Source organism: Vibrio sp. 1CM24A (assembly GCF_023161725.1).
In the GTDB taxonomy this organism is placed as follows: domain Bacteria; phylum Pseudomonadota; class Gammaproteobacteria; order Enterobacterales; family Vibrionaceae; genus Vibrio; species Vibrio coralliirubri.
In genome coordinates, this window is the sequence record NZ_JALNTS010000001.1 from 54,352 (window position 1) to 75,118 (window position 20,767).

Below are 20,767 nucleotides of genomic sequence, written 5' to 3' on the forward strand. Positions count from 1 at the left end.
ATGTGGGGTAAGTGGGGTAAGCGTTATGTCATCGCCATAATTTTGTTTGTTGTATTCGTTGTTCGTGCCGCTAGCGTCAACGCAGAGGCGGCTCCAGAGCAACAACCAAACCTATGGCACGACCCTGATCGTGAAATCACGTTTGTTGCGCTATCCAGTCATTATCCTTACTCATTTATTGGTGATGACGGAAAAGTCGACGGGATTATTCGAGATTGGGCGTACGATCTTGAAGAGCGTTTCAACGTAACAACCAACTTCATCAGCGTAGATTCTCACGCTGAAGCAAAGCAAGCTTTGTTAGACGGGAAAGGCGATGTGTTTCCTTTTCAACAGTTTGATCCCAGCGAAGGAGGTCGTTTCCTTCAAACCGATCCTTATATCTCGTACCAAATTGCCGTCATTCTTCCTACCGATGACCACCTCAACAATAAAATTGAGCAAGAGGCCAAGAGACGAATTGCCATGGTTCGTGAAAGCATCGACCTTGAGCGATCTGGCGTGCAGCTTAGTTCGATTGAGAGAGTTGAGTTCGATACGGCCATTGATGCTATTCGTGCATTAGAAGATGGGTCGGTTGATGGCTTACTGGCTGAACCTGTAACCACCATGGATCTTGCTCATAAAAGCGGAGTAGAGAATTTAGCGGTCAACCATGTACTTGATCGCTGGAAGAGTATCAAAGCAGCCATGGTTATTCGTTCAAACGACAATGAGTTGCTTAACTTGTTGAATCAACAGATTGCAACGTTTGATATCGGTAAAAAGAACCGTATTTTATCTAAATGGTTAGATGACTCACCTTATCGCTCTCCCATTAAAGGTGTATTTGGATTCGGCAACCCACCTTACATGTATCCAGACAGTACTTCTGTTGGCTTAGAGCATGACATTATGCAAAGGGCTTTGAACGATATGGGGTATCGACTGGGTGACGTTGTCACCTTGCCTCGTAGTGCGGCTCGTCAAGCCATCGATAGCAATAGCTCAATATCGTTTGTTTCTGGCGTTCAACTGGATGATTCTTCATTGCACTTTGTCAGTGACAAGGTGATGGATGTTGATTTTGTGCCAGTGTCATTAAAGAGGCGTAAGCTGGATTTGAAGTCGGCAAAAAATTTGTCATTGGGTGCTTTGCTGTTCGATGAAACATCGCCGATTAAAAACTCCGTAGAAGTCTTGGAAAGCCAATTGAGCATTGATCGGATAGATGATCTCGACAGCTTAGAGTCGGCATTTTCCCAGCTGAGAGCTCAAAATGTTGATCTCCTGATGGTAGAAAGGCGCGTATTAACCTGGTTTGTTACCAATACCCGGTTTATTGAAATGCGCGAGATTCAACTCCATGAGGATTATAAAGTCAGCTATCCCATCTACGTGGATTTCAGGGGGGCTGAACTAAGAGACCGCTTCAACGCCGCATTGGCAAACCTGAAAAGGGAAGACGGTGAGTTTGAGCCAATCCTTAGAAGACAAATTAAGAACGACCTGACTCCGGTTTTGAAGAAGGCCGATATTATTGCTCAAATCTCAGCGTACTTTATCGTCAATGATCGCTTTGACGAATTGCCTAAGATTTTTGACATATTTGACGCAGATAATACCTTCACAGTGATTTCTGCACTGGCTGATAATAATAAGCGACCGCTTGAATCTTGGTTCCTAGGAGATGTATCAACGTCATCATTGGACAAGAAAAACACCTCTAAATTGTCATCCGTGACGAAAGGGGCTGGCTATAAAACGCAGACGGGCAGCACCAATGCTGGGTTTATGACGTTTTATTTCGATGTAGATTCCGTGGAAGGGAGTTATGTTTATTTCCCTGCCATTGAGCAATTTAACTCATTTGGAGAAGGCGCAAAACGCTATATTTCAGATATTTATCAATCAAACAGTTTAGCCGGTGAACTTCTTAATCTTAGTCAAAATGAACGTCAGTGGATAAAGTCTCATCCAGTATTAAAAATCGGTATTGATCCTAACTCTTTGCCTTATGAGGCCGTTTCGAGCAAAGGGGAATACATCGGCATGATCGATGATTACCTAAAGCTGATCGAACAGAAAACAGGTTTACGCTTGGAACATGTTGATGTCGGCAGCTGGCAGGAGACTCGACGTCTCGTTGACCATAGAAAAGTGCACCTTGTCTCGGCCGCTGTGGAGAATCGTTCACTTAGCGAGAGTGTGAAGGCGGGTAAACCGTTATTTTCTAGTCGCTTGGCCATTGCCTCAAGACGAGATGTGAATAGCCTTGTCTTAGAAGAAGCTGCTGGATGGAAAATAGGTATTTTAGAGGGCGGAGCCAACACAGGAGCTATCATGGATAGTTACCCTGAGATCAACTGGGCGATGGTGTCCTCGACTAATGACGGCTTAGAGCTCGTTGAGTCGGGTGAGTTTGATGCGATGATTGATACCGTTGACGTCCTAACTTACTTAATCGACTCATTTGGCTATCGAGGGATTGGCATTATCGGCCGATTAGATTTCTTCCTGTCGCCAACTCTGCATGTCATCAAGTCTGAACCTTTGTTGTTGTCTATTGTGAACAAAGCGATAGGCAGTATCTCGGCTGAAGAACACCAGAAGATCTCAGCAAAGTGGGCGGCACCCAAAGCGATAGAAAGAGTTGATTATCAATTGGTTTACACCATTTCGGTTTTTTCTTTGGTGATCCTTCTTCTTATTATTTTCTGGAATCGTAAATTAGCGAAGCAGATCAGCATTGCTAAGGAAGCGACCGAAGCCCTGCAAAAAGCCCAAAATCAGCTTTATAACATTCTGAACACTTCACCTATAGCTGCGAGTGTGGTTGTCGGGGATCAGGTTCGTTATGCGAATGATACTGCGAAACGTCTGTTTGGAGTCCAACGTAGAGAGTTGCACTCTATCGATATAAAAACTATTTATGACTCTCTGTCTGATCGTGATTCGCTATACAAAGAGCTCAACCTCAAAGGTAAAGTAGTAAACCGAGAGTTAGTGCTTAGGAAGTTTGATGGAAGTCGTTTTGTCGCTCTTGTTAGTTACTACCTGCTTGAACTTGATGGTGAAGTCGCCACACTATTTTGGGCATTCGATATCTCTGAAATGAAGCGCCTTAACGAACAATTGGAAGAAGAGAAACAGAGAGCCGATTTGGCGAGCCAAGCTAAATCGGAATTCTTAGCCAATATGAGCCATGAGATAAGAACACCAATGAACGCCATTATTGGTTTGTCTTATCTGGCGATTGGCGAAATATCGAATCCTGTCGCTCGAAATTATATCGAGAAAGTGCACCGTTCTGGCCATTCGTTACTCAGCATCATCAATGACATCCTTGATTTTTCAAAGATAGAAGCAGGGCAACTTGTTATTGATAACATCCCGTTTGATCCCGTAACGACCTTTAAAGATGTGATTGAGTTGATGGAGTCGAAAGCGGCTGAGAAGCAGCTCAATTTGTCGATGGTCATAGACCCAGAGTTAGACACGCCATTGCAAGGCGATCCCTTGAGGTTGTTCCAAGTCATACTCAACCTTGTGGGTAACGCGATTAAGTTTACGGAAAAAGGCAGCGTAGCGTTAACGGTGGAGCATGTTGACTCGAACGATAGCAGTCTAACCATGAAGGTGAGTGTGATGGATACCGGGATAGGCATCTCGGATGAGAACCGTCACAAGCTGTTTGAAGCCTTTAGCCAAGCGGATACCACAACAACACGTCGGTTTGGCGGTACAGGGCTTGGGCTCAACATTAGCCAGAAATTAGTGCATGCGATGGGCAGTCAAATTACGGTGGAGAGTGTTTACGGGCAAGGCAGTGAGTTCTCCTTTGTACTGACATTGCCACGATCAAGCTCGGATGCGTTAGCCGACTTCAAAGCCCAAGAGCTGCAACTGGATTACCAGATAGAGTTCAAAGGCCAAAGGGTGCTATTGGTTGAAGACAATGATCTGAACCAAGATCTAGCCTTAGCATTTTTCAGTCGTTCCAAATTGAATGCCGATCTTGCTGAAAACGGAAAGGAAGCGCTGGAGTTAGCTAAAAACAACGACTACGAAATAATCTTCATGGATCTTCAAATGCCAATTATGGACGGCTTTGAAGCAACCCGCTTGATTCGTGAGTTCGATACAGATGTACCGATTATTGCAATGTCGGCCAATGTTTTTGCTGATGCGAAACAACGAGCGAGGGCGTCGGGCGTCACGGACTTCTTGGATAAGCCAATTGTTATTGATAAAGCGATGTCTTTGATTACTCGATACATTGTTCCTGAGGTATTAGTTGAAGGTCGAGCGCCATCAGACACGTCTTCAGATGCGATCCAGACAGGTGATTCTGTTGAGAGTGCGGAATTACACTCCGATACTCACATAGAACCGCCTGTTTTCTCTCAGTCGAGGTTTGAGCAACTGACTTATCATGATGTGCAGCTGCAAGCCAAAATGCTTGATAGGTTCTGCCAAGGCTCGCCAGACATGATGTCGGAAGCTTTCGATAATTTAGTACAAGGTGAATGGGAGACGTTAGAGCGTAATCTTCATACCTTAAAAAGCATGGCAGCTGCGATTGGTGGATTGCGATTGGCAGAGTTACTCAGTGATTTAGAAAGCAAAGCTCATAACAAGGCGTGTGATGAAGAAGATCTTAAGCAAGGTGAACTTAGGTTAATCGAACTGACTAAAGCAGTTGAGATCAGCTTTGATGTGTCTGGTGTTGAGGGATTCAATACGACAAGTACTGAAGAAGCCGATGCGAGTCTTGCTGATACCTCTGATTCACCGAGCATCACGTCAGAACAGCATGCTCAGTTGCTATCACTGTTGGAAGCTTATGATAACGATGCAACGCAATATGTGACTGAGTTACTGGCACAGTATCCAGATTCTGCGGTTCTCAAAGATGTTCAAAGTGCTTTAGATAATTACGACTTTGAACGAGCCAAAGAGGGGCTTGGCGCTTCTGAGTAGTTGTCTTTTAAAAATATCACTTCAACATTAAAGCCTTTAGCTCTTACAGCGAAATAACGAGCTAGCTAAAGGCTTTAAATCTATTTATACCGAACTAACCACTCACGTTCTGTTTGATCAATTCAACAACCGTATCGTATCTGTGCGGCAGTTTTCGGTTTCGTTTTTGAACCAAATACAGCGTTTCCTCAACTTCTACCTTTGGCGGCACAACGTGTAGCTTGTCTCGTTCTGGGAAGTGCTCAACCGCGCCAGCCGGTAACACGGTAAAACCTAACCCTTTTGATACGGGTAGCAAGATCTGGTGAAGCTGATTGATGTAGCCAGATCTTGGTATCTCATTAACGTTGATGTTCGCTAAGTCTTTATCTCCGCACAGGTCGAAATACAAAGACAGATAGTGTGCAGAATCTGGGTGCGCAATTAGGCCAATGTCATGAAGTACTTGCGGCGTTATCTCTAAATCAGCAAGGCTGTGATGGACAATAAGACACAGTGCTTCTTTGCCGATGACTTGGCTTTGGTAGTAGCTGTCGTTCGGGGAATGCCTAACAATGCCGATATCGGTAGTGCCTTCGCTTAGGTCATTCAATATCTTTTTGTTTGGAGCGGCTTCTAAGTTAATGCTGAGCTCTTGGTGTTGCTGTTGAAGTTCAAGAAGCTTGGGATATAGACGTAAAGAGAGTGAGCCAGAGCAAGACAAGTGACATTGCCCAGCATAAGGATTATCAAAACTCAGAGACTCAAAAAGATCTTCTTGGTCTTTCTCTAGCTTGAGCGCATAGCGATACATAATCCGACCCTGTTCGGTCAGCTCGAAGCTCTTATTTTCTCGAGAGAGCAGGTCACAATTACAAGCTTGTTCAAGCTTCTTGATGTGTTGGCTGACTCCTGGTTGTGTCATGTACAACTTTTCTGCCGTTTGGGTGAAATGTCCAACTTCAACCAGAGTCTTAAACGTATTGAGCCAAAGTGGATTAATCATACTCACCTTCAAATGCTAAAGCCTATAAACAACAAAACTTATAAGTAATAAAGTCTCGAAGTAACAAAGCTTATAAATAACAGAAAATTATTATTATCTTAAGTAATGATAATTTCAACTCTAGCGTCTTAAGTAACGCTAATCAAAGTCATATGGTGGTAACACTTTATATTGGTCTATTGGTCTATTGGTCTATTGGTCGCTTTGTAGAGTTGCTATGAGTAACAAAGTGTTGCGACTTTGTTGAATTTTTGGTCTATTGACCAACTGTGCTCATATTTAGGAACGAAGATGAATAGAAATGTTTGGCTGCTTTCACTGTGTCAGGCCTTGTTGATGACGGGTAACATATTACTGATCTCTGTGATTGGTTTGATCGGTAAGCAGATTGCGCCCAGTGTCAGCATGATCACCTTGCCGGTTGCACTGCAGTTTTTGGGCTTAATGGCAGCCACTATTCCTGCATCTTTAATTTCAGGCAAGTTAGGGAGAAAGCGAGGATTTAGCATTGGTAATGTGGTTGGTATTACAGGAGCTAGTCTTGCCACCTACGCACTGTCTCAGCAAAATTTCTATCTGTTTTGTTTCGCGACGTTCTTACTTGGGATAGGCATAGGTTTTGGTACGCTTTATCGTTTTGCTGCAATCGAGGTGTGTGATGAAAATGCCCGTCATCGAGCGATATCTATCTCTATGGCTGGTGGCGTTCTAGCAGCAGTATTAGGGCCAAATTTGGCGATTATGTCTCAGCAATGGTCGCAAGATGGTTTGTACATTGGTGCTTTTGCTTCTTTGATTGGATTGAACATTCTTGCGTTACTCATCTTACAAACCATTCAGTTTCCTAAAGTCTCTTTTAATAGTCAGGCGCCTAAATCCGATCCTCTCAGTGTGATAGTGAAAGCGCCTAACTTTATTGGCGCTGTGTTCGCTGCCATGGTCGCTTATGCGGTGATGAATATCCTGATGACAGCAACACCATTGGCAATGATTGGTTGTGGCTTTGACTTTACCAAGGCGGCGGGTGTGATTGAGTGGCATGTGTTGGGGATGTTTGTTCCTGCATTCTTTACTGGTTCACTTATCGAGAAGTTTGGCTCACGAATGATGATCTTGGCGGGTGGGGTGCTGTTCGTTGTCTGTATTGCGATTAACATTCATGGCGAATCTATTTGGCACTTCAGAGCGGCCTTGGTCGTGCTGGGTGTCGGTTGGAACTTCATGTTTATCGCAGCCACGGGTTTGTTTAGTCAGTCTTACCAGTCGCAGAACAAAGCCAAGGCACAAGCGTTTAATGAGTTTGTTGTCTTTGGGTGTGTGACGATTACCGCCATGCTTTCTGGTTGGTTAGAATCGACAGCTGGATGGCAGAACCTCAATATCTATGTATTACCATTCGTGTTGGCTGTTATCTTGTTGTTCGCGTTCAGCGCACGTAAATCACACATTCAAAAACAACCGGTTTAAGGAGTAGTTGAACCGCTGAAAATTGAACATAGTGCTACGGTAACCGGTTTACAGTGCTAATGATGCTATCCAAACACAGACAAATAAAAAGCCCTACCAATAAGGTAGGGCTTTTGCTTACGGCTTAAATAATAACGTTTTCTTAAAACTGCTGTCTTGGCTTATATCCTGTGACAACAGTACTTAAGCTTGTTTTGTAAATACGCATGACAGAGCCAGCGATGATTTACAGGTCGACCAAAACTGTCTTAGTGGTAATCCCACCTTGGTCATCGATTATCTTCAGTGTCACCTCGTGCTTTCCGTATGAAGGGAAGATTGACGTGAATGTGCGACCTCGTTTGACCTTTCCATTTGGAAGTGTCCATTCGGTATCAACAATACGGCCATCGCTGTCTGAACTTGTAGACCACATGGTTACCCAACGACCCAAGTGAATGTACTTTGCGCTCGCTTCTGGCAGGGCGTTTGGAGATTCAACACTCACTACGGAGCTAAATGAATCGGTAGCGCCTTTGTCGTCGACAACAGTCAAGCTCACCGTGTATTCACCGGCTTGCTCGTAAGACCAAGTTGGTGCCACTTCGTTACTTGTTGTGCCGTTGCCGAAGTCCCATAGGTAACGGGTGATCTCACCGTCTTGGTCTGAGCTGAAGTTGTTTACAGAAACACTCAGGCCTGTCACATTAAGCTCGAAGTTCGCGGTAGGAGCGACGTTGTGTTGGCTTACTTTAGATAAGCGAACCACGCCGTATTCGTTGTTATCACTCTGATTCACAATATCGACAGCTAAACCAAACTCCGTCAGGATGCGTCCTGAATCTGGTGCTTGAGGCGATGTGTAATCTTGGTCATCCGAGAAGCTAGCATTGCCAACCAAACTGGTATCTTCGAGTACATCATTGTCGCTGTTTACAAGACGCATTGGAGTATGATCTTTGAGTGAAAACGCTGCGTCTCGAACTTGGTAGCGTGTTTGAGCCACTTCACCAGAGTTCGCCCATACCATGGCATTTTGGTCTGCATCGACCACGCCTAACCAACCTTCACCAGGGTGTTTACCTACCCAGTTGTCGGTTAGTGATTCGTTGACGTACCAAATGATCAAGCCTGGGTCGAATGACATCAGTTGTCCCATGCGTTTGATGTTCGCTAGGCCTTCATCAACATCCATGTGGCTGCGCCATTGCAATAGATAATAGTGCTGCGCTTGATGGAATCCATTACTCAGCTTGTAACCATTAAGGGCGAAGGTGGAGTTGCTCTCACCATCATCTATATTGTTCACTTCACCATCGACAACCACAGCAAGGTTATCCAAATAGAAGCCTTCCATTGCTAAGCCACCATCGGTGATGTATTCAAAAGACAGTTCAACTTGTTGGCCTGCCCATTGTGAAACGTCGAACTCAGCGTCAACCCATCCGCCAGATTCGCCGCCAATAGCAGGAACGAGGCCCGTGTTGTATGGGTCGTCCATTGAGGTAATGTTGCCTGCAATGGCTTGTCCGTTGATTAGCACGCGCGCAAAGTCGTAGTCTTTTTCAATCTCATACCAAGTTTTGAAAGACAGAAGTGCAGAATCACCCGCTGGGATCACCAACTTGCGAGTCATACTGTTTTTCAGATCATCGCCTTTTTGAGAGTGGAATGAATACTCGCCCTCAAAGGGTTTCAGACTTTCAATTTGCTTTTCAGGAAGATCCACTTTAATCATGTTCGGACGACTGTTATCCGTTGTTTGGAAAAGCGTATACACTTGTGGATTGTCTTCTAGGTCATCAATCGAGATCTGATCATCGTTAATCCAACGGCCACCAATCGATTTCTGTAGGAAGTGTTTTGCCCAAGAGCTGAATGCCGTTGGTTGTGTACCGCCAATTTGGCCAGCCCAACTCCCCGAAGACATGATTGACCAGTAAGAAACCGGTTCGCCTTTGCCTGTGTATTGCGTGTCGTACTCGTCTGGTAAGCCCAAATCATGGCCATATTCGTGGGCACAAACACCTGCAGCCGCATCAATCGGTTGAATGGTGTAATCGAACGCCGCGTATTGGCCACCAAATCGATCTGGAAGCGAGCTAGAAGTACCTTCCAGTACATGAGTGCGACCAAGGTTGAATCGGTGAGACCAAATCGCATCAGGGCCTAACACGCCACCACCGGCTTCTTCGCCTACCGATGCATGAAACACCATCAGGTGATCAATCACACCATCGGGTTCGCGGAAATTTCCGTCACCGTCGTAATCGTAACGATCTTCGATGTCGTAATCGGCAAGGTTGATACTCGGATCTTGAGCCAGTTGATTCAGCGCTTCACGAACCAGTTCTTGTGCGTTTAAGTCGTTGTCGGTGGTAGGGGAGTTGCCACCATAGAATGACGCAGGCTTAGAGGCGCGATACCAACCTGCCGCTTGACCTGCAACGCTGTAACTGTCACCTGATTCGCTTTGGTAATATTGGCGCATCGAGATTAGGTTCTCGCCGTTGGGCCCTGTGTAGCCAGAATTTGAGAACAACAGCTCTTGATAATGCTCTGGGTTGTAGCTCTCGTAGAGCATCTGCGTGTGCTCTTCGGTCAACTTGTTGTCATCCCAGTTCAAATCAGGGAAATCGACCAACAGAGCGAGCACTTTATCGGTGCGCTTGGTGCCGACTTCTAAAGCAAAGACACTCGCTTTTTTAACGCCAGACCCTTTTTCTATGGCTTTGAGTATTTTCGCGCGTTGCTCAAGTGCTTTTTTTCCGAATTGAGCATCGCCTTTGAAACCGGAATTGATTTTATTTTTCAAGTAACGGTCAAGCGCATCGTGCTTTGCCGCATCGGTTGCATCTTGGTCGACTAAGCCTTGTCTAACTAGCATTTCAATGAGTTTGTCTTCATTAACTACGCCTAAATCAATAGGTGTTTTTGCATAACCACTGACGCTAAATAGAGTAAGCATTGCTGAAGCCAACAATGTTTTTCTCATCATTTTCATTATATTTCCTTTTTATATTTCCATGTCGATATCAGTATCAACTTGCCTTATTCGGATCTGTTGTCCGAGTTTGGCCTAATACACTCTTGTGGTGTCTTATTTAACTGACGTGTGTTTGTTGTATGTTTTTTACCTTCTATCTCTTTTGCATTGGTTGTCTCTTTTCTATTTTTTGAATCAAACGGAGTGCTCTTCACTTTTTTAGCGTTGAGATAGATACGCAAAGCTTCTTGATTTTCCTCATAGGTTAAGCCTGAACAGATAAAACCTTGTTTAATCAATGACTTCAGCAATAGTTCGTCGTTCTCAATAGTGGAAGCCTGTGACAGTGAGGAAAAAATTAGAACCATTAAAGCCATTGTTTTGTGTGACATTCTTATATCAAGCCATCAGTTTTGATTATGTAACAAAATATATTTATAAAATTTACCAATCAAATGGATAATTATTACAATTAATTATTCGTTCCGGTTTCAACATTTAGAGTTAATATAAAATAAGGAGCATTATTTATTATATTGTCAGTTATTTAATGGTTTTTGTTGAATGAATAGTTGATAGTTTAGATGTTTAATAACATTGATTAGGTCGTGGTTATTATTCTGGAGGGCGCTTTATACAAGGCGTTGGGTTCTAACTAATAAGATAATTTTTTATTATCGGTGTTTTAAAATACGCATGTAATAACTGAGTCATTAGTAAATACCCATGCTCAAATTATTTTTACTCAAAATATCAATAATTAGGGTATTGAGAGTAACTTTCATTGTTCCAATGACGTGAAATTTAACAATAGCGGCGGTGATAGGATCGACGAGTAGCAAAAAGAGCCCGTGTTTGAGCTCTTTTCCTTTTAGTCTCGTTGGTATTTTTACTTATGACTGAGAGACATCGCGATAAAAGTAACGTTCGCAAGTGCTCGGATTCATGCGCTTAATGATGTTGGATATTAAAGCGATAATCAGCACTGAGAATACTAACCTTCCCCAAAATATGGTGTAGAAGTCTGCCCCAATGAGCATGATCAACAACGTATCTTCAATCAAGCTGTGGAGCAAGTTGAGTAGCATGATTGCGGTGAATACATCCCTCGCGGAGATATGTCCCTTCTTGGCTTCGTTGATCAATAAGCCGCCGCCAAACGAAAGCCCAAGCGTGATTCCGATGATCGTTAAGTTGGTTGCGTCTTTGCTGATTCCTAGCAGTCTCAAGAATGGTCTTAACAATATTGCCATGAGCTTTTCAATGCCCAGAATCTTTAAAACCTTGAGTAACAATAGTAGAACTGAAATAACCATGAAGATAACCGCAAAGCTCTTGAGTTGCTCAATAGCCCAACCCAAATAGCTTGTGTCTCCTGATACTTCAGGCTGCCAAAGCACGGTTGCTGGGTAGTTGAGCAAATCCCCGTATTGATAACTGAGGTTGAGTAGCCATGCCAGCACCAAGCTACCACCGACTCGTACTGACAGGGTAGCCAACCAGCTCACGCCTGCCTTTTTGGCTATTGCTCCTTCAATCGGCAGTGAGTGGGCGAGAAGCATCATGCTGCCTAAAACCGAGGCTTGAGCAACCGTTAAGGAAGCGTCGGAATTGATGAGAATAATCAGCCCCGCATAGATGTTAGTGAGTATGGTGGTTGCCCATACCAAGCCCATTTCTTTCGGTAAGCCGACGCTTTCCATTATTGGGCTCAGCCATTCGCTAAGAATCACGATGCCGCCGAGCTCTTCAACGACCTTTATCACGATGATAATTGGAATCATGATTCGGAAAAGAGTCGAGGTGACATCGAAAATCTCTCTAAGGAGTTCTTTAAAAAATTGATAGGTTGATTTCATAGTTACGACCATGGTTCGATTGTTTGGTATGAGAAGATCTTACCGTGATTGTTGTGATTCAGATTTCTAAATTGACCAATAAAGTTGCGATAGATTTTTTAATTATCGTAGTATTAAAAATTATGAGTCATAAATGTATTGGTTTAAGAAATTATGGTGATTGACCGTATAGATAGAAGCATTTTGGTTGAACTGCAAAAGAACAACCGAATCCCTAATCAGACATTGGCTGAGCTGGTCGGTTTGTCACCGCCTGCTTGCTTAAAGCGAGTGAAACGGCTGAGAGAAGAGGGCGTGATAGTCGGTGATGTGTCCATCATTAATCCAGAACTGACCGGCAGTAAGATGACTTTGGTTGTGTCCGTGGAAATGGAGCGTGACCGAGGGGATATTTATCAAATCTTTCGCCATTCTATTTCAAAGGCAGAAGAGGTCACGCAGTGCTATCAGATATCAGGCAGCTTTGATTTCATGCTGATTGTGACGGTCAAAGACATTCAAGCCTACGAAGACTTTGTGGAGCGAGTACTACGCAAAGATCTGAATATTCGTAAATTCCATACCTCTGTCTCAATGAGAACCGTGAAATTTACCACTGCAGTAAACTTAGATGAGTCGTGACTGTTGGCATGAGAAGATAGTGAAGTTATTAGCTTTGTGAGGTACTTAGCTAATATTTGTATAAATAGCAGGCATTTACACAAAATGTGACGTTCACATTTTGTCATAACTTTAATAATTGTATATATTCCTCGCCTAAAATAATAATTAACCTAAGTTAATATAATGACTGTCAGCTCATCTACTCAATCTCGTGAAACGCTTCTCAGCGAAAACGAACAACTTGTCTCTACCACTGATTTAAAAGGCGTGATTACGTACAGTAATGATGCTTTTTGTCGCATAGCGGAATACAGCCAACAAGAATTGCTAGGGCAACACCACAATATCGTCAGGCATAACGATATGCCGAAAGCCGCTTTTGCTGATATGTGGGTTAACTTAAAGCAAGGTAAAGCTTGGCGTGGCATCGTAAAAAACAAAACCAAATCTGGTGGGTTTTACTGGGTCGATGCTTATGTAACTCCAATTTACGACAATGGTAAGGTGAGTGGCTACCAATCTGTTCGTGTTAAGCCAAAGAATGAATGGATACAAGTTGCAGACAAGGCTTACCAAGGCCTCTTGAAGGCTGAAAAGTCGGGTCGTCAATGGTCATTAAAGATCAGTGACAGTGTTCGTTACGCCGTGTTGCTAGGCTCTTTGGCTGCGCCTCTGATTTCAAACCTCGTTGAAGTAGGGCAAGTATCACAATGGTTGTTGAGTCTACTTCCTGTTTCAGCATTAGCACTGCTTTTCCGACAAGAGCTGATTGATACTCCACTGCAGTTGAAAAAGCTGCAATCTAAATTCGATAGTGTCAGTCGCCTGGTCTATTCAGGTAATAGTCAGTTCTCTATTGCCGACTTTCACTTAAAACTATTGTCTGCAAGAATCCGCACCGTATTAGGTCGTATGACAGACTCTGCCAAGCCGTTACAAGATTTGGCTGACAACCTGAATGCCACGTCATTTGAAGTATCAGAAGCCTTAGATCAACAAACAAAAGACATTCTTCAAGTACGAGAGGCGACTGAAGAGGTTGAAGTCACCGCCAATGAGGTCTCTTCTCGCACCGAAGAAGCGCACCAGATTGTCGATGTGACTTTGCAAACTTGTGCTGGCGCTAAAGATAGCATTAATCAAACTCATCAAAACTTAGAGAGCCTAGCTTCTCAGGCCGAAAAGGCGACTCAAACGACTTACCAACTGAGCGACCAAGCGCAGAGCGTAAGTAAGATAATGGAAGAGATTGGTGGAATCGCCGAACAAACCAACTTGTTGGCCCTGAACGCTGCGATTGAAGCGGCGAGAGCGGGCGAGCAAGGACGAGGCTTTGCTGTCGTTGCAGATGAAGTGCGTGCATTGTCGGGTCGAACCTCAAAGGCTACGGTTCAGATCAAAGAGAGCATCGATACCATGCTAACGACGATTGAAGGCTGGCAAAAAGATATTCTGGCTAACAGAGAGCAGACAGACGCATGTGGCGATGTAGCAAAGGTAAGCTCACAACGTTTATCGGAAGTTGAGAACCTGATGCAATCGATGAACGAGTTGATGCAGTCGGTAGAAAGCTCTGCGCATAAACAGCGTCAGCTATCGAGTGATGTAAACCTTCATATGCAGTCTATCGCTTCAACGGCTGAGCAAAACCTGGTTGCGACGCATTCTGTGAAAGACCACTCCACAGAGCTAAAAGAACAAGTCAATGAGTTCTACCAACTAGCGAAGCGTTTCGAAGAAAAATAGCCGTTAGATTTAATCCGAATGAGAGAAAAGACAAAAAAAGCCCCGCATTTTCATGCGGGGCTTTCTGTATGCATCAACCCATTTAAGGGCGAGACAATGTATTCAAGATTAAGCTAGAAGCTCTTTCGCTGTGTTTACTACGTTTTCAGTAGTGAAACCGAACATCTTGAATAGCTCACCTGCTGGTGCAGATTCGCCGAACGTTGTCATACCGATGATCTTGCCACCGAAACCAACGTACTTGTACCAGAAGTCAGCGATGCCAGCTTCTACAGCGATACGTGCAGTTACGTCAGATGGAAGTACAGACTCACGGTATTCAGCATCTTGCTTGTCGAACGCGTCAGTTGCAGGCATAGAAACTACGCGTACTTTCTTACCTTCAGCGGTTAGTTCAGCAGCAGCGTTAACCGCTAGCTCAACTTCAGAACCCGTTGCGATAAGGATAAGCTCTGGCTTACCTTCACAATCTTTCAGGATGTAACCACCCTTAGCGATGTTTGCTACTTGCTCAGCGTCACGATCTTGTTGTGCAAGGTTTTGACGAGAGAAGATAAGTGCAGAAGGACCATCTTTACGCTCGATTGCTAGTTTCCAAGCAACAGCAGATTCAACTTGGTCACATGGACGCCATGTGCTCATGTTTGGAGTTAGACGTAGAGAAGCGATCTGCTCAACTGGTTGGTGAGTTGGACCATCTTCGCCAAGACCGATAGAGTCGTGCGTGTAAACTTGGATGTTCTGAGTTTTCATCAGAGCAGCCATACGCATAGCGTTACGAGCGTATTCCATGAACATTAGGAACGTTGCGCCGTATGGTACGAAACCACCGTGCAGAGCGATACCGTTCATGATCGCCGTCATACCGAATTCACGTACACCGTAGTGGATGTAGTTACCAGAGAAGTCGTTTGCCTCAAGAGACTTAGAACCAGACCACATAGTCAGGTTAGAAGGCGCAAGGTCAGCAGAGCCGCCCATGAATTCAGGTAGCATAGCACCGAACGCTTCTAAAGCATTTTGAGATGCTTTACGTGATGCGATGTTTGCTGGGTTAGCTTGAAGATCAGCGATGATTGCCGATGCTTTCTCTTCCCACTCAGCTGGTAGGTCACCGTTTACGCGGCGTTTGAATTCAGCTGCCAGCTCAGGGTATGCTGCTTCATAAGCTGCAAGTTTCTCGTTCCACGCTGCTTCCTTAGCTGCGCCTGCTTCTTTCGCATCCCACTCTGAGTAAACTTCCGACGGAATTTCAAAAGGACCGTGCTCCCAACCTAATTCTTTACGTGTTGCTGCAATTTCTTCAGCGCCTAGTGGTGCACCGTGACAGTCGTGCGTACCTGCTTTGTTTGGAGAACCAAAGCCAATCACTGTTTTAGTACAGATTAGAGTAGGGCGAGGGTCTGCTTTAGCTGCTTCAATCGCTGCGTTGATAGCGTCAGAGTCGTGGCCATCTACTGATGGGATTACGTGCCAGCCGTAAGCTTCGAAACGCTTAGGTGTATCGTCAGAGAACCAACCTTCCACTTCACCATCGATAGAGATACCGTTGTCATCCCAGAAAGCAACCAGCTTACCAAGACCTAGCGTACCCGCTAGAGAACATGCTTCGTGAGAGATACCTTCCATCAGACAGCCATCACCCATGAATGCATAAGTGTAGTGGTCTACGATGTCGTGCCCTTCTTTGTTGAACTGAGCAGCAAGCGCTTTCTCAGCCATTGCCATACCAACAGCGTTCGTGATGCCTTGACCTAGAGGACCAGTCGTTGTCTCGATACCAGGAGCGTAACCGTACTCTGGGTGACCTGGAGTCTTAGAGTGCAGTTGACGGAAGTTTTTCAGGTCTTCAATTGAAAGCTCGTAACCTGCTAGGTGAAGCAGAGAGTAAATCAGCATTGAGCCGTGGCCGTTAGACAGGATAAAACGGTCGCGGTCAGCCCACTCTGGGTTTGCTGGGTTGTGGTTTAGGTGAGAACGCCAAAGTACTTCAGCGATGTCAGCCATACCCATAGGTGCGCCTGGGTGACCAGAGTTTGCTTGTTGTACGCCGTCCATGCTTAGAGCACGAATAGCGTTAGCTAGATGTTTGCGATTCATAAGAACTTCCGAATAAAAATTAAGAAAAACAAAATTGATAAAAGTAGGGGAACTGAACGTTCCCCTATTTGAATTTGGTAAGAGTGATTACAGCTTAGCTGCGATCATGTCTTCTAGTTTGCCTTGGTCAACGGCGAAGTTGCGGATGCCTTCAGCCAGTTTCTCAACAGCCATTGCATCTTGGTTGTGGTCCCATAGGAACTCAGCGTGAGTCATCGCTGCTGGACGCTCTTTAGTACCGTTAGAGTCGATAAGCTTCTCTACTACTTCGCCTTCTGCTGCTTCTAGGTCTGCTAGAAGTTGAGGAGCGATAGTTAGACGGTCACAACCAGCAAGTTCAAGGATCTCGCCGATGTTACGGAAGCTCGCACCCATAACAACAGTTTTGTAGCCGTGGTCTTTGTAGTAGTTGTAGATATCAGAAACTGAGATTACGCCTGGATCTTCTGAAGCTTCGAAATCACGACCTTCTTTCGCTTTGTACCAGTCCATGATGCGACCTACGAAAGGAGAGATTAGGAATACGCCAGCTTCAGCACAAGCACGAGCTTGAGCGAAAGAGAATAGAAGCGTTAGGTTACAGTTGATGCCTTCTTTCTCTAGGATTTCAGCAGCACGGATACCTTCCCAAGTAGAAGCCAGTTTGATAAGGATGCGGTCGTTAGTGATGCCAGCGTCGTTGTACATTTTGATAAGTTGACGAGCTTTAGCAACGCTGCCTTCCATGTCGTAAGAAAGACGAGCATCTACTTCAGTAGAGATACGGCCAGGTACAACTTTCAGGATTTCTTTACCGATGTTCACGTTAAGCATGTCGCAAGTATCTTGAACTTGCTGTGCTTTATCACCGCTTTGCGCTTTTGCGTATTCGATAGAAGCATCGATTAGAGGAGCGTACTCAGCAATTTGAGCAGCTTTAAGAATTAGAGATGGGTTAGTTGTTGCATCTTCAGGAGTGTACTTGCTGATAGCTTCGATATCGCCAGTGTCAGCTACAACAGTTGTTAGTTTACGAAGTTGCTCTAATTTATTGCTCATTTTGATCATCCTATGTATCGCATAACACCTCGTTAATGGGAGAGGTGTGGGCATTTGCAAGCTAACTAATGAAGTTCTCAATGGTTGTACCAGTGAGCCAAACTTACATTAATTTAAATTTTTCTCCGAACGAACATTTGCACAGAACATTTGATCGCTCGATGAGTAAATGATGTAGCCATATTTATCCGATCTAGCCCCAAAGTCAACGGTAAATAGTGCTGTATGGTGACTTCAGTCAAATATATTTCGCTCTAGTAATCATGGGGTATGCAAGCAAACGTTTAACGAGCAAAGTGAGGTGAATTAATCAACAACAAAACCATGGTTATTACGATGAGCAAATGTACCTTGCTGTTACATATGTTCGGAGTGTAAACTTGTGTATCACTTGCTTAAGCATCGAACATTTGTTCTTCAAGCAGGTAAAATAATTGTTAAATATTGGTTGAGTGGTATATGAGTAAGAATATCCAAGATGTTTCCGAAGAAAACACTGATCTCCTCACTGAAGTAGCGGTTGCTTATTATCAAGATGGTGCCACGCAAGAAGAGATATCTAAAAAGTACTCTATCTCCCGTGCAAAGGTTGGTCGAATGCTCAAGCAAGCCAGAGATGAGGGCATTGTTGAGATCACCGTGAAATACCACCCTGTCTTTAGTGCGAAGATCGAGCAACGTCTGATCGAACGATTTGGTGTAAAGCGAGCTCTTGTGGCACTAGACCAACCAAATGAAGAGAAGCAGCGATTACAGGTTGCTGGTTTAGTGTCTAACTATCTTACCAGTACACTGAAAAACGGCATGGTGGTGACAGTAGGACAAGGGCGAAACGTATCGTCTGTTGCTCACCACACTGGCGTAATTACGCCACGAGACTGTAAATTCGTGTGTGGTATCGGCGGTATTCACCCAAGAGGCGGTATGTTTAATGCCGACCATATATGCAGGCAACTAGCCAAAAAGTATGGTGGCTCCTCTGAAACCTTGTACGCGCCTGCTTATGCCGAGAATAAAGCGCAAAAAACCGCATTCATGGAAAACAGCACCGTTAAGCAGACCCTCGATCTCGCTCGAAAAGCCGATGTTGCATTAGTGGGTATCGGTGATATGAGTGAAAACAGCTATATGGTCGATTTAGGCTGGTTTACCGCAGGTGAGGTCGTTCAATCTCGTTTATTACAAGGTGTCGTCGGTGACTTTGCGGGTTATGACTTTTTCGATGTTCACGGTAAAACAGCAAATACAGTAATGAGTGACCGTGTAATTGGTTTGGCCTTGGAAGAGTTCCGGCCAATAGCGGAAGTTATTGCCATTGCAGCCGAGAACAGTAAGCCATTAGCTTTACTAGGCGCACTAAGAACCGGCGTGGTAGACGTGATCGCAACCAGCGTAAGCAATGCTTTGACCGTTTTAAACTTGGACGAACAACTTAGCGTGAATAAACCAAACAGCAGTGAATCGTAAGATACTTAAGCTTCGTTGAATTCACTATTTGAGTAATCATGGAAATTCCGCCTAATGAAACCAGTGCAATAAGGGGGGTAACTATTAGACATGACTCGAATAGTGAATTTGTTCAGCGGTTGAAAGAATTATCACTCTTTAATGTTAAGCCACACTAAAGGAGATAATTATGAAACTGTCATGTATCACACAAGCTATTTCTAGCAACAGTGACCAATCAAGTTCTATCTTTAAATCTATTTCTATCTTTGGGCTTAGCTCAATAGCCGCGGCTTGTATGCTCACACCTACAGCACATGCCGATGATAAAGTCGTCGCAGGGTATTTTGCGGATTGGCAATATCTGAATAAAGACAACTCTTATACCGTTGACGACATACCGGCAGACAAGCTCTCACATATTATTTACGCCTTCTTGAGTATGTGTGGTCCTCATAGCGGTGCCGGTGAGCCCGTCCAAAAACAAATTCAGCAGCAATGTGCAGACAAACAACCATATACCGCGATTATTGTGGATAGAGAAGCTGCGTTAGAAGTCGATTTCGGAGACGTGGATGTTGATGTTGCCTATAAAGGTCACTTTGCCCAGTTAGCTCAATTGAAGGCCGACAATCAAAATATCAAAATCTTGCCATCATTTGGTGGGTGGACAATGTCTGAACCTTTCCATGCGATGGCGAAAGATCCTAAAGCCATTGCGCATTTTTCAAAAACTGCTGTTGAGTTGATCCAAAAATACGACTTTTTTGATGGTATTGATCTTGATTGGGAATACCCAGGAGGCGGCGGCTTAACCACTTCCCCTTGGAACCCAGAGACGAAACTAACGGATGAGCAGAAAGCGCAAGAGCGTGAAGCTTTCACACTTTTAGTAAAAACAATCAGAAGTGATTTGGACGCTCTATCAAAGACGACTCAAAGAGATTACGAGCTTTCAACGGCTGTCGGTGTTGGTGCTAAGGCCGCTCAAATTGACTGGAACGCAGCTAGCCCATATTTGACGAACATGTTTGCGATGACGTATGACTTCCTCGGAGGCTGGGGAGCTCAGACTGGTCACACAACAAACTTACATGCCACAGAGCGCAGTTGGTGGGGAATGGGAGCTGATGTCTTCATTAATCAGATGATAGAGCAAGGTATTCCTAGCGAGAAGCTCGTGATCGGGGCGGCTTTTTATGGTCGAGGCTGGCAAGGGACAAAAGACTTTGCTGGAGAGCTACCTAAAGGTGACCTAGTTTCTGAACAAGGGGCGCAGTTTGGTACCGGTGAAAACGGTTACTTTATGTTCTGGGATCTTATGAATAACTACAGCAGCAAACAAGGTTATGAGTACAAGTATGATGAGCAAGCTCAAGCACCTTATTTGTGGAACCCAGATAAAAAAGTATTCATATCTTTTGAAGATCAGCGCTCTATTAAAGCAAAGGCAGAATGGGCTAAGAAATCAGACCTAGGCGGCATTTTTACTTGGGAATTATCAGGAGATCCTTCCGGGCAGTTGATCGATGTTATGCATAGTGAAATGAATAAATAACCGATCAGAAAATACCTAGAAAATAAGGTAGGTGTTTA

Annotated in this window: 12 protein-coding genes; 6 read left to right on the forward strand and 6 right to left on the reverse strand. The window is 44.3% G+C overall.

Annotated elements, in window-relative coordinates:
- The gene (locus tag MSG38_RS00275) at positions 1-4,962 is read left to right on the forward strand and encodes a transporter substrate-binding domain-containing protein (protein ID WP_348983498.1); all 4,962 of its coding nucleotides are present in this window, start codon (positions 1-3) and stop codon (positions 4,960-4,962) included.
- Positions 4,963-5,056: 94 nt separating this feature from the next.
- Here the strand turns inward: MSG38_RS00275 and MSG38_RS00280 are convergent, their stop codons facing one another.
- Positions 5,057-5,947 (reverse strand): LysR family transcriptional regulator, encoded by an 891-nt coding sequence (locus tag MSG38_RS00280; protein ID WP_050650832.1) that lies wholly within the window; start codon positions 5,945-5,947, stop codon positions 5,057-5,059.
- Between the two features lie 291 nt (positions 5,948-6,238).
- On the opposite strand from MSG38_RS00280, the gene MSG38_RS00285 reads away from it, so the two are divergent.
- Positions 6,239-7,414, forward strand: coding sequence for an MFS transporter (locus MSG38_RS00285; RefSeq protein ID WP_048610925.1), 1,176 nt, complete (start codon positions 6,239-6,241; stop codon positions 7,412-7,414).
- Between the two features lie 226 nt (positions 7,415-7,640).
- Here the strand turns inward: MSG38_RS00285 and MSG38_RS00290 are convergent, their stop codons facing one another.
- The 3 genes from MSG38_RS00290 to MSG38_RS00300 form a co-directional block, all read right to left on the reverse strand.
- Positions 7,641-10,397, reverse strand: a complete 2,757-nt coding sequence (locus MSG38_RS00290; protein ID WP_248400686.1) for an immune inhibitor A domain-containing protein — start codon at positions 10,395-10,397, stop codon at positions 7,641-7,643.
- Between the two features lie 47 nt (positions 10,398-10,444).
- Positions 10,445-10,771: a hypothetical protein gene (locus MSG38_RS00295; protein ID WP_248400688.1), complete on the reverse strand. Its 327-nt coding sequence runs from the start codon at positions 10,769-10,771 to the stop codon at positions 10,445-10,447.
- Between the two features lie 501 nt (positions 10,772-11,272).
- Complete coding sequence (locus MSG38_RS00300) at positions 11,273-12,238, reverse strand: hypothetical protein (RefSeq protein ID WP_248400690.1); 966 nt, start codon at positions 12,236-12,238, stop codon at positions 11,273-11,275.
- A gap of 153 nt (positions 12,239-12,391) precedes the next feature.
- On the opposite strand from MSG38_RS00300, the gene MSG38_RS00305 reads away from it, so the two are divergent.
- Together MSG38_RS00305 and MSG38_RS00310 are read left to right on the forward strand one after the other, a co-directional pair.
- On the forward strand, positions 12,392-12,859 hold the full coding sequence (locus MSG38_RS00305; protein WP_048606174.1) for an Lrp/AsnC family transcriptional regulator: 468 nt from the start codon (positions 12,392-12,394) through the stop codon (positions 12,857-12,859).
- Positions 12,860-13,024: 165 nt separating this feature from the next.
- The gene (locus MSG38_RS00310; protein WP_248400692.1) at positions 13,025-14,587 is read left to right on the forward strand and encodes a PAS domain-containing methyl-accepting chemotaxis protein; all 1,563 of its coding nucleotides are present in this window, start codon (positions 13,025-13,027) and stop codon (positions 14,585-14,587) included.
- A gap of 108 nt (positions 14,588-14,695) precedes the next feature.
- On the opposite strand, the gene tkt is transcribed toward MSG38_RS00310, so the two are convergent.
- Both tkt and tal read right to left on the reverse strand, forming a co-directional pair.
- The gene (gene tkt, locus MSG38_RS00315; RefSeq protein WP_102530387.1) at positions 14,696-16,687 is read right to left on the reverse strand and encodes a transketolase; all 1,992 of its coding nucleotides are present in this window, start codon (positions 16,685-16,687) and stop codon (positions 14,696-14,698) included.
- An 87-nt stretch (positions 16,688-16,774) separates the two neighbouring features.
- The gene (tal, locus tag MSG38_RS00320; protein WP_009845571.1) at positions 16,775-17,725 is read right to left on the reverse strand and encodes a transaldolase; all 951 of its coding nucleotides are present in this window, start codon (positions 17,723-17,725) and stop codon (positions 16,775-16,777) included.
- 459 nt (positions 17,726-18,184) lie between these two features.
- Between tal and MSG38_RS00325 the strand changes: the two genes are divergently transcribed.
- The gene (locus MSG38_RS00325) at positions 18,185-19,192 is read left to right on the forward strand and encodes a sugar-binding transcriptional regulator (RefSeq protein WP_017061711.1); all 1,008 of its coding nucleotides are present in this window, start codon (positions 18,185-18,187) and stop codon (positions 19,190-19,192) included.
- Between the two features lie 169 nt (positions 19,193-19,361).
- Positions 19,362-20,729, forward strand: a complete 1,368-nt coding sequence (locus MSG38_RS00330) for a glycoside hydrolase family 18 protein (protein ID WP_248400694.1) — start codon at positions 19,362-19,364, stop codon at positions 20,727-20,729.
- Positions 20,730-20,767 lie beyond the last annotated feature (38 nt).

Excerpts from the sequence above, each read along its gene's own strand:
- MSG38_RS00280 (WP_050650832.1), bottom strand. The coding sequence starts at position 5,947 with ATGATTAATCCACTTTGGCTCAATACGTTTAAGACTCTGGTTGAAGTT.
- MSG38_RS00325 (WP_017061711.1), top strand. The coding sequence starts at position 18,185 with ATGAGTAAGAATATCCAAGATGTTTCCGAAGAAAACACTGATCTCCTC.
- MSG38_RS00275 (WP_348983498.1), top strand. The coding sequence starts at position 1 with ATGTGGGGTAAGTGGGGTAAGCGTTATGTCATCGCCATAATTTTGTTT.
- MSG38_RS00305 (WP_048606174.1), top strand. The coding sequence starts at position 12,392 with ATGGTGATTGACCGTATAGATAGAAGCATTTTGGTTGAACTGCAAAAG.
- MSG38_RS00330 (WP_248400694.1), top strand. The coding sequence starts at position 19,362 with ATGAAACTGTCATGTATCACACAAGCTATTTCTAGCAACAGTGACCAA.
- tal (WP_009845571.1), bottom strand. The coding sequence starts at position 17,725 with ATGAGCAATAAATTAGAGCAACTTCGTAAACTAACAACTGTTGTAGCT.
- MSG38_RS00295 (WP_248400688.1), bottom strand. The coding sequence starts at position 10,771 with ATGTCACACAAAACAATGGCTTTAATGGTTCTAATTTTTTCCTCACTG.
- MSG38_RS00290 (WP_248400686.1), bottom strand. The coding sequence starts at position 10,397 with ATGAAAATGATGAGAAAAACATTGTTGGCTTCAGCAATGCTTACTCTA.
- MSG38_RS00300 (WP_248400690.1), bottom strand. The coding sequence starts at position 12,238 with ATGAAATCAACCTATCAATTTTTTAAAGAACTCCTTAGAGAGATTTTC.
- MSG38_RS00285 (WP_048610925.1), top strand. The coding sequence starts at position 6,239 with ATGAATAGAAATGTTTGGCTGCTTTCACTGTGTCAGGCCTTGTTGATG.
- MSG38_RS00310 (WP_248400692.1), top strand. The coding sequence starts at position 13,025 with ATGACTGTCAGCTCATCTACTCAATCTCGTGAAACGCTTCTCAGCGAA.
- tkt (WP_102530387.1), bottom strand. The coding sequence starts at position 16,687 with ATGAATCGCAAACATCTAGCTAACGCTATTCGTGCTCTAAGCATGGAC.